Annotated in this window: 11 protein-coding genes; 9 read left to right on the top strand and 2 right to left on the bottom strand. The window is 59.7% G+C overall.

Features of this window, described 5'->3' with window-relative positions:
- The first annotated feature begins 408 nt into the window (after positions 1–408).
- The 6 genes from FJ950_RS17885 to FJ950_RS17860 all read left to right on the top strand — a co-directional run bounded on the left by FJ950_RS17885 (position 409) and on the right by FJ950_RS17860 (position 6552).
- Positions 409–822 (top strand): hypothetical protein, encoded by a 414-nt coding sequence (locus FJ950_RS17885; RefSeq protein WP_140505053.1) that lies wholly within the window; start codon positions 409–411, stop codon positions 820–822.
- A gap of 13 nt (positions 823–835) precedes the next feature.
- On the top strand, positions 836–1123 hold the full coding sequence (locus FJ950_RS17880; RefSeq protein WP_140505052.1) for a hypothetical protein: 288 nt from the start codon (positions 836–838) through the stop codon (positions 1121–1123).
- Between the two features lie 239 nt (positions 1124–1362).
- The gene (locus FJ950_RS17875; protein ID WP_140617753.1) at positions 1363–1623 is read left to right on the top strand and encodes a hypothetical protein; all 261 of its coding nucleotides are present in this window, start codon (positions 1363–1365) and stop codon (positions 1621–1623) included.
- Positions 1620–2018, top strand: a complete 399-nt coding sequence (locus FJ950_RS17870) for a hypothetical protein (RefSeq protein ID WP_140617752.1) — start codon at positions 1620–1622, stop codon at positions 2016–2018. The genes FJ950_RS17875 and FJ950_RS17870 overlap by 4 nt, the downstream gene beginning before the upstream one ends.
- A gap of 280 nt (positions 2019–2298) precedes the next feature.
- Positions 2299–4350 carry a hypothetical protein gene (locus FJ950_RS17865; RefSeq protein ID WP_140617751.1) on the top strand — a complete coding sequence of 684 codons (2052 nt, stop codon included), beginning with the start codon at positions 2299–2301 and terminating at the stop codon, positions 4348–4350.
- 999 nt (positions 4351–5349) lie between these two features.
- Positions 5350–6552, top strand: coding sequence for a pyridoxal phosphate-dependent aminotransferase (locus tag FJ950_RS17860; protein WP_140617750.1), 1203 nt, complete (start codon positions 5350–5352; stop codon positions 6550–6552).
- A gap of 71 nt (positions 6553–6623) precedes the next feature.
- Here FJ950_RS17860 and FJ950_RS17855 read toward each other — a convergent pair whose 3' ends face one another.
- Positions 6624–7019, bottom strand: a complete 396-nt coding sequence (locus FJ950_RS17855; protein ID WP_140617749.1) for a cupin domain-containing protein — start codon at positions 7017–7019, stop codon at positions 6624–6626.
- A 235-nt stretch (positions 7020–7254) separates the two neighbouring features.
- Between FJ950_RS17855 and FJ950_RS17850 the strand changes: the two genes are divergently transcribed.
- The 3 genes from FJ950_RS17850 (at position 7255) to FJ950_RS17840 (ending at position 12266) form a co-directional block, all read left to right on the top strand.
- Positions 7255–8784: an EAL domain-containing protein gene (locus FJ950_RS17850; RefSeq protein WP_140617748.1), complete on the top strand. Its 1530-nt coding sequence runs from the start codon at positions 7255–7257 to the stop codon at positions 8782–8784.
- Between the two features lie 190 nt (positions 8785–8974).
- On the top strand, positions 8975–11026 hold the full coding sequence (locus FJ950_RS17845) for an elongation factor G (protein ID WP_140617747.1): 2052 nt from the start codon (positions 8975–8977) through the stop codon (positions 11024–11026).
- Positions 11027–11768: 742 nt separating this feature from the next.
- Positions 11769–12266, top strand: a complete 498-nt coding sequence (locus FJ950_RS17840) for an isoprenylcysteine carboxylmethyltransferase family protein (RefSeq protein WP_140617746.1) — start codon at positions 11769–11771, stop codon at positions 12264–12266.
- 1 nt (position 12267) lies between these two features.
- Here the strand turns inward: FJ950_RS17840 and FJ950_RS17835 are convergent, their stop codons facing one another.
- Entirely contained in the window at positions 12268–13164 is an 897-nt protein-coding gene (locus FJ950_RS17835; protein WP_023770205.1) for a LysR family transcriptional regulator, read from the bottom strand.
- Positions 13165–13211: the final 47 nt, after the last annotated feature.

Raw genomic sequence — 13211 nt, 5'->3', positions numbered from 1 at the left:
TTCTGCAATCTTTTGATCCCGCCCAAGGAATGATGGATTCGTATCGTCTAATTCTGAGTCTGGGAATAGCTCCACACTTTTGCACCAAGAGGACTGGTCGGGAATGGGTGGCGTAAAGCCTTTGGCCCTTCCTGTTTGGCCACTGTGGACCGTAGGGAGCCTACCCGGATCGTCCACTAGCAACTTGATCCCTCCCTTTCCGAACACCTACCCCCGTTCTTGCAAACTTTCGAGGGGGACAAAGTCCTGATTTCTCAAGGTATTAAAAGAATACTCAAATTTCCTACTCCAGTTTTTTCTTGACTTTGCTCGGCACTTATGTTATAATATTATGGGATTGTGGGAGTTTATATTCCAACAAGTCTCCTCCATTCTAACCGCTACCAACACGAAAGGAATAAATAGAACTTGTCTACCGATTCCCTGTTAGGGGTTTTTGATCAAGAGCATTTTTTAGAAGTTAATTCCAAATTTCACGAAGACGGACGATGGTCCTTGGAGAAGTTAGCCACGGTGGCCGCACCTGAACTGACTTACGTCGCCGGTGAGTCCTACCGGTTGACGTTAATCACCATCGCAATTCCAAACAAAGAGAAGCTGATAGTCGGACACGCCCGGATTCACCGAGACGAGTATCAACTCTTTTCGCTCGAATTCATCGGCATCGATCAGCCGAGGGAGCTTTCGGGGACGTGGACCCACCACAACCTCGTTATCGCTGCCCTGCGCGACCATGCCCTGAAGGCCGGTTGGACAATCGACATGACGATTATTTCAGCAGACGGGAGCAACCACCTGTCCGTCAATATGAAAGCAATTTGAGAAAGGAATTTTTATGAGTACCCAGTTCCACTTTATGGATAAGAGCCTACTTGCAAAGCCCATTGCCAAGATGTCATTCGCAGAGCGGGAGCTTCTTAAGGTTCGGGCTTCACAGGCGGCTGAATCGATTGCAGGGAGCGGCCTCAACGATGAGATCGTAGCCCTTCAGATTCTCGAAAACCGAGGCGTCATTCCGGCTGGCAGTGTCGAGAGGGCTATCGATTCAATTCCAGCTGAAGACAAGCCCGTCCGAACGAATTCGGTCTTTGCTCGCAAGGGTCAGGGTCGGAGCGTCGATTGAAACCCCGCGCTGTCCGCGTCAGCGGGAGCCAAAAGAACGGCTTTCTGATCCACGTACCCCTCGCAAGGGATGGTGGACGGGAGGCCGTCGTTGGCCTCGATGACTTTAACACTTTGAGTAATCTGAAGGTCTATCCGAACTGGCAACTCCGGGGCGGTCAAGTCGGTGCCAGGGGACCATTCGGGACCGAGGTTCTGATAGCCCGAGTTCTGACTGATGCCCGTCCGGGGCAGCGTGTCGTGTTTATCGACAACGATCCGTTGAACCTCCGTCGGGACAATCTCGGTCTTCAAGAATGGGGAGCGTCGATCCATCACGACAAGGCAATGCTGGTCGATGCCTGTGTCGAGTTCGAACGTCAGAAGCTTTTGGCTCAGGCAGCGGGGACTTACACCCCACGGTACCGCAAGGTTCCTATCATCACTCGGCCTGTGAAGCGGAGAGGAGCGAAACCGGGTTCTCCTGCGATGTCGTTTGACCAGATGTTTACGGCGCTATGACCGAGACCATCGTAGTCGAATACACTGGCAGCTATCGGGCTACCCATCGCGACAGTGGCAATACCATCGATACGTCTGACTCGGCATACGGTCGGCGGACTTACAAAGACCCTCTTGGGCCGCTCTGTCGTGTCATCCGCGATGAGGTAGGCTTCTCACCCGATACCCTCATCCATGTCGAGCGGGATGGCGTCCCTGTCTTCAAGCGGGATCACAGCCTTGCCTATTGGGCTGATCACGATGTTGTCGACGAACAAACCAAGGTGGCGAAGCGGATAAAATACCGGGCCTTTGATGTTCCCGCTGTCTCGGATCACCCGATCCCGTTGGAGGCGCTGAAAGGCCACCACAACCACCCAAACAGAGGCATTTTAGACGCTGGGGTGACCGCGTGATGGTCAAGCTAAACAAAGTCTGGGGGGTCGTCGTGCGCGGCGACTCCTTCATTCTCCAAAAGAACGGACGAGACTTCAGGGCCTACGGCTCCGTCCGCGAGCTTTGGGAGAACGGACGGGACCTCTTAGGCAAGGTAGACGACACTGCAATAAATCGCCTGTTTATACTCAGAACGGCCGATCCTGCCATAATCCCAAACCGCGAAATCAAGCCGGTGAAGCTGGGGCTTTGGCTTCATCCAGAGCAACTGCCTGAGAAAAAGAGAAAGGAGGATTCGAATTGGCGATAAACGGATTTGACGACATCGCGCATGCACTAGGAATGAATGAATACGAGGCCCCTGAGGTCCAGGTTTATCAAGAGGGCTCCGATGAAACCCCTGTGGGCCGAAAGGTCGTTTACAGAGTCAATGATGTCGAGGTCTCGGGCGAGCAATACCTGAAGTCAACCGGGACGTGGGAGGAATACCAAGAGTGGCTGAAGAGTGCCGAGAAGGGCCACACGCCGGTAGAACTCGGTAAGCTTGGGACAGTGGCCCACGATGCCACTAAGGCGTTCTTCGAAGTTCATGAGCATGAGCCTAACCCAGAACAGTGGCATGGACTGGATTCGATTATCGGGGCCTACGAGCGGATGGCCGAAGGCCAAGCTGCCGAGAAGTTCTTTATCTCTTCGTTGCCTACCGGGATGGGGAAGACGACGGTCGCCATCGAAAGCACCAAAGCCCTTTTGGCTGATCCCGAGTTTGACCGCGTTTCTGTCGTCTATTTCCTGTCGAGACGAGACCAAATTGTTGATGCAGTAAAACGGATGGATTTGCAGCCGGGGGCCTTTGCTGTCCTTACGGCTGACGACGATGTGAACAAGCTCGGCAGGCTAGACGCCTACGAGAAGCCAGACGTCAAGAATGCCCGTGTGCTGTTCACGACCCAGAGGCGGCTTGAGGATTACGCGAATTCCGGCAAGTCTTTTGCTGACATGAAAGCCTTCCACTACCATGGGGAGGTGAGGCAGGTCCGTGTGTGGGACGAGGCTATATTGCCAAGCCTGACACTCAAGGCCGATCAGTTCCTGTTGGCCGGGCTGTCGTCGGGATTGAGAAGGCTCTCATCTGATTTGGCTTACGAGATTCTTGGTTTTGCACACTCGCTCAAAGATCACGTTGGCGAGCGCATTACGATGCCTGATATAGAGAGGTACACGACGGGGATGGAACTCGTCGACTTCAAGGGCCTGTTCCAGACCGAAGAGCAAAGGGCAACGGCACACGCGCTCTACTCGCTGTCGGGGCACGTCGTGAACGTGAGGCGCGATGGAAACAATAACATCACGCTTGGATATAACGAGCTTCTTCCGGCCGATCTGGCCCCTATGCTCGTCTTGGATGCGAGCGGCGATCTCCGGCAGACATATGACTTCTGGGAGCGATATCGACAGACGCTTGAAAGGCTACCCTCGCCGAAGAAATCTTACAGCGGGCTGACAATCCGTCACCGCAATACGGCGGCTGGCAAGCACCTCTTTAGCTCTCGGGTGAAGGACAACAAGCAAGCCCAACGTGTCGCCGATGACGTGGCCCAAATGATTGCGGAAACACCCTCTGGCGAGAGGGTCTTGGTGATCACCCACAAGTGGGAGACGTATCGTAATCGTGCGACAGGGGAGGACCGTCCGAAGGACAACACGCTTCCGGCATTGGTTGAGAGGCGGCTTAACCCATCGAGGCTTCCTCTCGTCGAATACCTCCACTACGGCAGGCACACGGCTACGAACGAATACCGCGACTTCAAGCACGTCATTCTGGCTGGCTTGCTACAATACGATGATGCTTCATATGAGGCTGACGGACGCGGTGCCAAAAAGGCGGACGTCATGGACGCGTTCCCTGCCGAAGAGCTACAGAAGATGCGGATAGGTGAGATAAGCCATCATATCTTCCAAGCGGCTGGCCGTGGATCAATTCGGAAGACGATCAATGGTGGCTGTCCTGAAGGCTGTCACCTCTACGTGGTGTTCTCGACGAACGGCAAGGGCGGCTTCCCGCAAGGGCAACTTTCCGTGATCTTCCCCAATGCCGACATTCTAGATTGGAAGCCTGACGGTCCGGTCGAGGTCAGGCTATCCGGCAACGTCAGGCGCGCATTCGAGTTCATTGTGTCGAAGATTCACGCTTACGGCGCCGTGAAGACGACGGAGGTAATGGAATATCTTAAAATGACCGGGGGCAACTTCAAGAACCGTGTTATCGACCATCGGGACTTCATGCCCGCATTGGCGGCCAAGGGGATCATTCTCATACGTGGCAAGCCCGGTGTATTCCGTATGGCCTGATGTTGTCGTCGCAACGTCAAAGGTAATTACCTCTGTCGCCCTTCGGGCTTGCCACGACAAAGAAATGTTATCATTCCTTTCTATAGGTCTAGTAGAATGATTGTATAACATCAGCGAACCGTGTTCTATGATCATTCAAGGGGTGATGGACTCCCGAAGGGTAGAGAATTTAGCTCCTTCGATCTTTTGGAGGTGGTTTACTCTAGTAACCTGCGGTGCTTGTTATAGCCCTCTAGCTCTCGCCCTCTAGCTCTCGCCCTCTAGCTCTCGCCCCCTAGCTCTCGCCCCCTAGCTCTCGCCCCCTAGCTCCCACCTTTAGGTTTGCCACCCTTAGGCGTCCCGGTCACAATCTGGTCACAACGGAAGCCCTTCTTCGTCGTCATCCCGCCGGGGACCCAAGCAAGGGGATTTCTCCCCGCTCCCGCCGAGGGTCCAGATTCCAGTAAATTCTTGGAGAAATTTTCAGGGGGTCATACCTATAGCACCAGCCGGGGGCGTCCCCCCTTGTACCCCCGCCCGGCGAGTCTCAGATGACGGTCAAGACGTTAATAGTGATGTATGATGTATGATCATTGATGTCTCACACATCATTCGTCCCGACCACTATGACTAGATATCTTTGTCGGGCAAACGGCTGGTGTCAGACGCAGCGAGACCTTGCCCATGTAGACAGCCGGAGGGTGTCGTTGAGGGAGCGAACCTGAGAGCGACCGTCGCCGTCAGCGAGCAAACTTGCGAGCCATCATGACGGGTGATATGGGCAAGTCCGATGCTGCGCGACAAAGGTTCCTCGCTCCGCGACCTGGCGGAATTGAACCGCGATCCTGCCATGCAAGCCTCTACCGCCCGTTAATGAACTTTCTTTTGCCGATCACGCCTCATTGACCGCGCTGCCCCACCTGGCCCAGCCGACAAGGCTTGCGCTGACGGGAATGTTGCGACATGAGAAGCGCCGCGGCCGCTCCTGGCCGCGCCGATCCTTTGGAGAGACAAAAGGTCATGGCCTTTCTTGCCGACACCCTTTCCCGCGTTAAGCCTTCCGCCACCATCGCGGTGACGCAGAAAGCGCGCGAGCTGAAAAATGCCGGCCGGGACATCATTGGCCTTGGCGCCGGCGAGCCCGATTTCGACACGCCCGACAACATCAAGAATGCGGCGATCGAGGCCATTCGCCGTGGCGAGACCAAATACCCGCCGGTTTCGGGCATCGTGCCGCTGCGCGAGGCGATCGCGAAAAAATTCAAGCGCGAGAACAATCTCGACTACAAGCCCGAGCAGACCATCGTCGGCACCGGCGGCAAGCAGATCCTGTTCAACGCCTTCATGGCGACGCTGAACCCCGGCGACGAGGTCATCATCCCCCGCCCCTACTGGGTCAGCTATCCCGAAATGGTGGCGATCTGCGGCGGCACGTCGGTATTTGCCGACACCTCGATCGACAATGGCTTCAAGCTGACGCCGCCGGTGCTGGAAAAGGCAATCACGCCGAACACCAAATGGCTGCTGATGAACTCGCCGTCGAACCCGTCGGGCGCGGCCTATAGCGAGGCCGAACTGCGGGCGCTCGCCGACGTGCTGCTGAAGCACCCGCAGGTCTGGACGCTCACCGACGACATGTACGAACACCTGACCTATGGCGACTTCGTCTTCAAGACCATCGCCGAGGTCGAGCCCAAGCTCTACGAGCGCACGCTGACCATGAACGGCGTCTCGAAAGCCTATGCCATGACTGGCTGGCGCATCGGCTACGCCGCCGGTCCCGTCCAGCTGATCAAGGCGATGGACATGATCCAGGGCCAGCAGACCTCCGGCGCCTGCACCATCGCGCAATGGGCTTCGGTCGAGGCGTTGAATGGCCCGCAGGATTTCATCGCCAAGAACAAGGCGATCTTTCAAGGCAGGCGGGACCTCGTCGTCTCGATGCTCAACCAGGCGCGCGGCATCACCTGCCCGTCGCCGGAAGGCGCCTTCTATGTCTATCCGTCCTGCGCCCAGCTGATCGGGAAGAAAACCAGGGCCGGCAAGGTGATCGACACCGACGAGGCCTTCTGCTCGGAACTGCTCGAGGCCGAGGGCGTCGCGGTGGTGTTCGGCTCGGCCTTCGGCCTTGGTCCCAACTTCCGCATCTCCTACGCCACCTCGGAGACGCTGCTGGAGGAAGCCTGCACGCGCATCCAGCGCTTCACGGCATCGCTGACCTGATCTGGTCGATCCGAAACAAACCCGGCGTCACCGCTGTCAGGCGTTACCGCCGGGTTTTGTGGATACAGCAATCAGCCGCCATATTGCGCCGCGGTCACCTCTTCCAGCCAGTCGGCATGGACGCCGTCGAGCGCCTCCTGCATGGCGATGTGCGTCATTGCCGATTTCGGCGCCGCGCCATGCCAATGCTTCTCGCCAGGCGCGAAGGAGATGACGTCACCGGCCCTGATTTCCTGGATCGGCCCGTCCCATGTCTGGACCAGGCCGGCGCCTGCGGTGACATAAAGCGTCTGGCCAAGCGGATGCGTGTGCCAGTGGGTGCGCGCGCCGGGCTCGAAACTGACCAGCGTGGCCCTGAGCCGCGCCGGCGGCTCCTTCTCGATGATTGGCGTCTGCAGAACCCGGCCGGTGAAGTATTTTTCCGGCGCTATAACCGTCGGCACGCTGCCGCAAGCAATGATCTTCATCGTCTGTTCCCTGGAACTGGTGGTTGCCGGTGAGACGCCGGCCCGCGAAACTGAGCCGCATTCTCGGTCTGGATCGGCTCTGATGCAACCGCCCTTGTCACCTCGCTTGGACAAAGGCCTGATTTCTTAACCATGACACTTGCCGGTACGGGACCGCCAAGCGAAATGCCCGGGAATTCAATGTCTTCTTAACGGCTGCGCACTAGCCGTTGGCCTGCATTGCGGGGGCTGGCGGATGAGCATACTGGCGACGATCAAGGACCATAGCGGCCGGATCTATCGCGGTATCCAGTCGCTGCTCGTGATCAGCACCGGCGCGGCGGTGCTTGGCGCTTTCGACGTCTCGCACAACCTGTCAGCCGGCGGTGCCTTCGCCATCTCGATCCTGGCCACGAGCCTGGCCTTGCTGGCATTGATGTACATGCGCAGCAGCGTCGTCCATCGTCTCCAGTCGGCCGCCGCAGCGGAGGCCGAGAAACATCATTTCCTCACCAGGGATGCGATGACGGGCGCCATGACGAGACGTTATTTCCTCGAAGCGCTGCGCGAAGGCCTGGGCACCAGGCGCGACAGGCGCGAGGCAGCCTTGCTCTTGATCGACCTCGACCATTTCAAGCAGTTGAACGACACGTTCGGACACCAGTTCGGCGACCTCACCTTGGCGCATCTGGTCAAGACCGCGGACCGCATCTTTGCAGGCGCCATGGTAGGGCGCCTCGGCGGCGACGAATTCGGTGTCATCATTCCGCATGGCGACCTGGCGGCCATCAACAAGGATGTCAGACGATTGCTGGATGCCATGCGCGCCGGCAAATCGCATGAAGGCAAGACCATTCCGCTCTCCATTTCGATCGGCGTCGCCCTGGCGCCGGCCCATGCCTCGAACACGACGGAATTGATGCTGGTTGCCGATCTGGCGCTTTATGAGAGCAAGGCGGCGGGCCGTGGCCGCGTCACCGTCTTCGACGAGGAGATGCTGTCCGACAAGCGCTACCGGCGGCTGGTCGAACGGGAATTGCGCGCCGCGGTCTATCTGGGCGAACTCGAACTGCATTATCAGCCGATCGTCGGCCCGGACGGTTCCACCGAGGCGTTCGAGGGGCTGATCCGCTGGCGCCACCCGGTTCGCGGGCTGATCGCGCCGGCCGAGTTCATTGCGATCGCCGAGCGATCGACGTTGATCGACATGCTCGGCGAATGGGTGTTCAAGCGGGCTTGTGCCGACATCGGCCAGTTCGCCGGCCGCCGCATTTCCATCAACGTCTCCGGCGAGCAGCTCAAGCGTGACGAGATCGTGACCATGTGCGACCGCGTGCTGAAGGACACTGGCCGGTCGGCATCACAGTTCATCATCGAGATCACCGAGACGGTGGCGACCGCCGCCACGCCCGAGATCCTGCGACGCCTCGAAGCATTGCGTGGCCTCGGCTTTCACATCGCCCTCGACGATTTCGGCACCGGCCATTGCGGCTTCAACTATCTGAAGACCTTGCCCGTCGATATCATCAAGATCGATCGCTCCTACATCCGCGCCCTCGCTCACGATCAGGTAGCACAGATATTCGTCTCGGCGCTGGCGCAGATCGCGCGCATCCAGGAGGTCACCATCGTGGCGGAAGGCGTGGAGACGGCGGAGGAATTCGCTCTCGCCAAGGCGGCCGGGTGCAATCGTTTCCAAGGTTATTTCTTCGGCAGGCCGGCGCCTCGCGGCAAGCTGGCGCTGGTTGACGGGCGCTCGGTTGAACCGCTCGCGCTCAGCGCCTGAGACGACCGGCCGTGCCTGCTTCCTATTTTTCTTGCCCTGCCGGCAAACAAGTGGGACGATAATCGCGGGCAGGTCGAAACAGACCGCCCGCGACGGTCGAACAGGCCGGCCGCCGCTCAGGACCGATTGACCCTGGCCTGAACCATGAATGCCAGTCGGTCCCCAGGAAACGCCTGAGTGGAGGTCAGTCATGGGTACTCGCGCCGGAGGACGACGCACGGGACCGAAATGCATTGCCATAGTCGGTCCCTTCGCAAGCGGTAAGACGACACTTCTCGAAGCCATATTGGCCCGTACCGGCGCCATTCCCCGCCAGAACCCGGTTTCCTCAGGCAATACCGTTTCAGATCATTCGCCCGAGGCCCGCGCCCACGCCATGAGCGTCGAGGCGTCGATCGCCACCACCGAGTTCATGGGCGAGCAGTTCACCTTCATCGACTGCCCCGGATCGATCGAGTTCTCCTTCGAGGCCGAACCGGTGCTGGCCGCCTGCGACGTCGCGGTGGTCGTGGCCGAGGCCGACGAAAAGAAAATCCCCGCCTTGCAGCTCATCATGCGCAAGCTCGACGATCTAGGCGTGCCGCGCATCCTGTTCCTCAACAAGGTCGACAAGGCGATCGCGGGCGTGCGCGATACGCTGAAGATGCTGCAGCCGACAAGCGCGCCGCCGCTGCTTCTGCGCCAGATCCCGCTGCGCAAGGACGGCGTCGTGATCGGCTCGATCGATCTGGCGCTGGAGCGCGCCTACATCTACCGCGAATATGCCGAAAGCGAGGTGGCCGAGATACCGGGCGACGACAAGGCGCGCGAACTGGAGGCGCGCTTCTCGATGCTGGAGACGCTGGCCGATCACGACGATGAGTTGATGGAGCAGCTGCTGGAAGAGATAGAGCCGCCGAAGGACGCGATCTTCGACGATCTCGCCGCCGATCTGCGCGAAGGCGCGGTGACGCCGGTGCTGATCGGCACCGCCGAGAAAGGCAATGGTGTGCTGCGCCTCTTGAAGACGATCCGCCACGATGCGCCCGACATCGAGGCGACCCGCAAGCGGCTCGGCGCCCCGGACGGCAATGCGACGGTGGTCCAGGTGATGAAGACCATCCACACGCCGCATGGCGGCAAGCTGTCGGTGTCGCGCATCCTGTCCGGCCAGGTCGCCGACGGCTCGGAACTGTGGCTGCCCGGCGGCGACACCGCCAAGGTTTCCGGAATCTACCGGATGCTGGGCAAGGAACAGGTCAAGCTGAGCGCCGCCAGGACCGGCGACACCGTGGCGCTCGGCAAACTGGACGCGGTCAAGACCGGCCAGACGCTCACCTCGGCCAAGGGCGGTGCCAAACAGCTCTTCGATGTCGAGCCGCCGCAGCCGGTCTTCGCCTTCGCGCTGCGCCCCAGGGAGCGCAAGGACGAGGTCAAGATGTCGGCCGCCATCCAGCGCCTGGCAGAGGAGGATCCCTCGCTCAGCCTGCGCCACAACCAGGATTCGGCCGAGACCGTGCTGTCAGGGCATGGCGAGATGCATCTGCGCGTCGTGCGCGAGCGGCTGGAGGGCAAGAACCAGATACCGGTGGAAGGCCATGCGCCGGCGGTGCCCTATCGCGAGACGATCCGAAAGCCGGTGCAGCAGCGCGGCCGCCACAAGAAACAGTCGGGCGGCCATGGCCAGTTCGGCGATGTCGTCATCGAGATCAAGCCGCTGCCGCGCGGCTCCGGCTTCCAGTTCACCGACACCATCACCGGCGGCGTCGTGCCCAAGACCTACATCCAGTCGGTCGAGACAGGCATACGTGACTACCTGAAATCCGGCCCGCTCGGCTTCCCCGTGGTCGATGTCGCGGTCAACCTGTCGGACGGCTCGTACCATGCGGTCGATTCCTCCGACATGGCCTTCCAGATGGCGGCCAAGCTCGCCATGAAGGAAGGCATGGCCGCCTGCTCACCGGTGCTTCTGGAACCGGTGATGAAGGTAGAGATCGTCACGCCGTCGGACGCGACGTCGAAGATCATCGCGCTGATCCCGCAGCGGCGCGGCCAGATCCTCGGCTATGACGCGCGGCCCGACTGGCCGGGATGGGACGTCGTCGAGGCGACCATGCCGCAGGCCGAGATCGGCGATCTGATTATCGAGCTGCGCTCGGCCACGTCAGGCGTTGCCAGCTACCGCGCCGTTTTCGATCACATGGCCGAGCTGACTGGTCGTCTCGCCGACGAAGCGATGAACGCCAACGGCAAGGCTGCCTGATTTCGCCCGGTGCCCGATTTCGAATCATATGGAGCCCCCCTCGAACGATCGAGGGGGCGAAAACCAAAAACGACGCCCGGGGGGCCGGACGTCGTTTTGTTTGCGGACCGTTTTCTCGGGAGGAAAAACGGCAGGTCCGCCGCATGTCGAGGTCGCCGCGCTTCGGCGCAAAAGGTTCGGACGCGGTAGCCGCCTGAGCCCGGGCCGTACGAGTGATGCCCCCATCTCCCGTCCGAACCACACCGCGTCCTATCATCCACTTAGCAGATGGAGGGTGTCCTTGTCATGTTACCAGAGGTTACATGACACTGTTACGCGGCAATTCCGGTGAATTTTTCAGCCATCCCAGTGGCATGCAGGCAACAAAAAAGCCGGATCAACGAAGATCCGGCTGAGTTTGATTGGAAGTGCCTGTTAAGGCTAACCTCCAGAGGGGAACACTCGAGGACGCTAATGGGAGGAGAACGCGTCCAGGAGATGATCTATATATGTGCTCTTCATGCCCAAGAAACAAGCATCTATTTTGCAACACACACATGCAAAAAGGCACAGGCTGTGGTCCAACCCATTCCGAAAGCCAATAGGACCAGCAGAATCGTGAAAATGAGGCGCGATTTCGGGTCATTGTCGTCTCGAAAACGCCGATCCCGACCGATTTTGCTCCCGAATGCCGAAAAACACTGATGATGTGGAATGAGGCAGCGGCGGTTCATTTCCAAGGCAGTCAAGCGAGGATCGACCATTGCGCAGGTTTTCGGCGATCGCCGGCAGCGGCATTTTCCTGATCGCGGCTCCCGGCGTTGTCGCCGGGCTGGTTCCCTGGCTGCTTAGCGATCGCTGGGGCCTGCCATGGTCGCCCCTGCCCTTGTTTGCGCTCACCGGCGGCATGCTCGTCATTGCCGCGGCCGCGGTGCTGCTGCATGCCTTCGCCCGCTTCGCGCTGGAGGGGCTGGGCACGCCCGCCCCCGTCGCACCGACCGAAAGGCTGGTGATCGGCGGCGTCTACCGCCATGTCCGCAATCCCATGTATGTCGCCGTGCTGTCGATCATTCTGGGTCAGGCGCTGCTGTTCTCGAGCTGGTCGATTGCTGCCTACGCGGCAATCGCGGCGGCTGCCATGGTCACCTTCGTCAAGCTCTACGAGGAGCCGACGCTCGCCGGCCGCTATGGCGCCGAATACGAGGCCTACCGCCGCAACGTACCGGGCTGGCTGCCGCGGATTACGCCTTGGAAAGGATAAGCTAGAACGACCAGCTTCTGGCCTTGGCGATGATGAAGTCGCGAAACACGTGCAGCTTGGCCTGGTTTTTCATCGCGTCGGGGTAGGCGAAATAGGTGTCGAAGGACGGCACCTCGGTCTCCGGCAGCAGCTGCACCAGGCCGGAATCCTTGCTGATCACATAATCCGGCAGCATGGCGATGCCGGCGCCGCCCTGCACGGCGCGCTTGATCGACAGGATGTCGTTGATCTGCAGCGACGGCACGCGCTGGCCGCTCTCGAAATCGCCGACCGTCTCCAGCCAGTTCAACTCCGACAGATGCGACGGCACGGGCAGGCCGAAGGTGACGATGCGATGGGTTCTCAGCTCCGCGACCGAGCTCGGCTTGCCGTGCTTGGCGACATAGGAGGGGGCTGCGTAAAGGTGGAAATGCACGGTGAACAGGCGGCGCTGGATCAGGTCCGGCTGTTGCGGCTGGCGCAGCCGGATGGCGCAATCCGCCTGGCGCATGGTGAGGTCGAGTTCCTCGTTGGCGAGGATCAGCTGTAGGCTGATTTCGGGATAGAGTTCGATGAACTCCTGCACCCGCTCGGTCAGCCAGCCGGCGCCGAGGCCAACGGTCGTCGTTACCCTGAGCACGCCGGACGGCCGGTCCTTGGTCTCGGTCAGCCGCGACTTGATGGTCTCGAGCTTCATCAGCACGTCATGCGCCGTGCGGAACAGCATCTCGCCCTGTTCGGTCAGCACCAGGCCGCGCGCATGGCGGTTGAACAGCGGCACGCCGACATCATGTTCGAGCGCGCTGACCTGCCTCGAGATCGCCGATTGCGACAGATGCAGCGTCTCGGCCGCATGCGTGAACGATCCCGCTTCCGCCGCAGCGTGAAACACGCGTAGCTTGTCCCAGTCCAACGCCATGATTTCCCCTCGTTCCGGTTGGCGTCTGAATGAAAAATCAGGCTTTT

The sequence above is a fragment of the Mesorhizobium sp. B2-3-14 genome (genome assembly GCF_006442175.1).
GTDB classification, from domain to species: domain Bacteria; phylum Pseudomonadota; class Alphaproteobacteria; order Rhizobiales; family Rhizobiaceae; genus Mesorhizobium; species Mesorhizobium australicum.
This window is presented reverse-complemented; position numbering and strand designations above follow the sequence as displayed.

Coding starts and splice junctions, on each gene's coding strand:
- FJ950_RS17855 (WP_140617749.1), bottom strand. CDS start 7,019: ATGAAGATCATTGCTTGCGGCAGCGTGCCGACGGTTATAGCGCCGGAA.
- FJ950_RS17835 (WP_023770205.1), bottom strand. CDS start 13,164: ATGGCGTTGGACTGGGACAAGCTACGCGTGTTTCACGCTGCGGCGGAA.
- FJ950_RS17880 (WP_140505052.1), top strand. CDS start 836: ATGAGTACCCAGTTCCACTTTATGGATAAGAGCCTACTTGCAAAGCCC.
- FJ950_RS17845 (WP_140617747.1), top strand. CDS start 8,975: ATGGGTACTCGCGCCGGAGGACGACGCACGGGACCGAAATGCATTGCC.
- FJ950_RS17850 (WP_140617748.1), top strand. CDS start 7,255: ATGAGCATACTGGCGACGATCAAGGACCATAGCGGCCGGATCTATCGC.
- FJ950_RS17870 (WP_140617752.1), top strand. CDS start 1,620: ATGACCGAGACCATCGTAGTCGAATACACTGGCAGCTATCGGGCTACC.
- FJ950_RS17860 (WP_140617750.1), top strand. CDS start 5,350: ATGGCCTTTCTTGCCGACACCCTTTCCCGCGTTAAGCCTTCCGCCACC.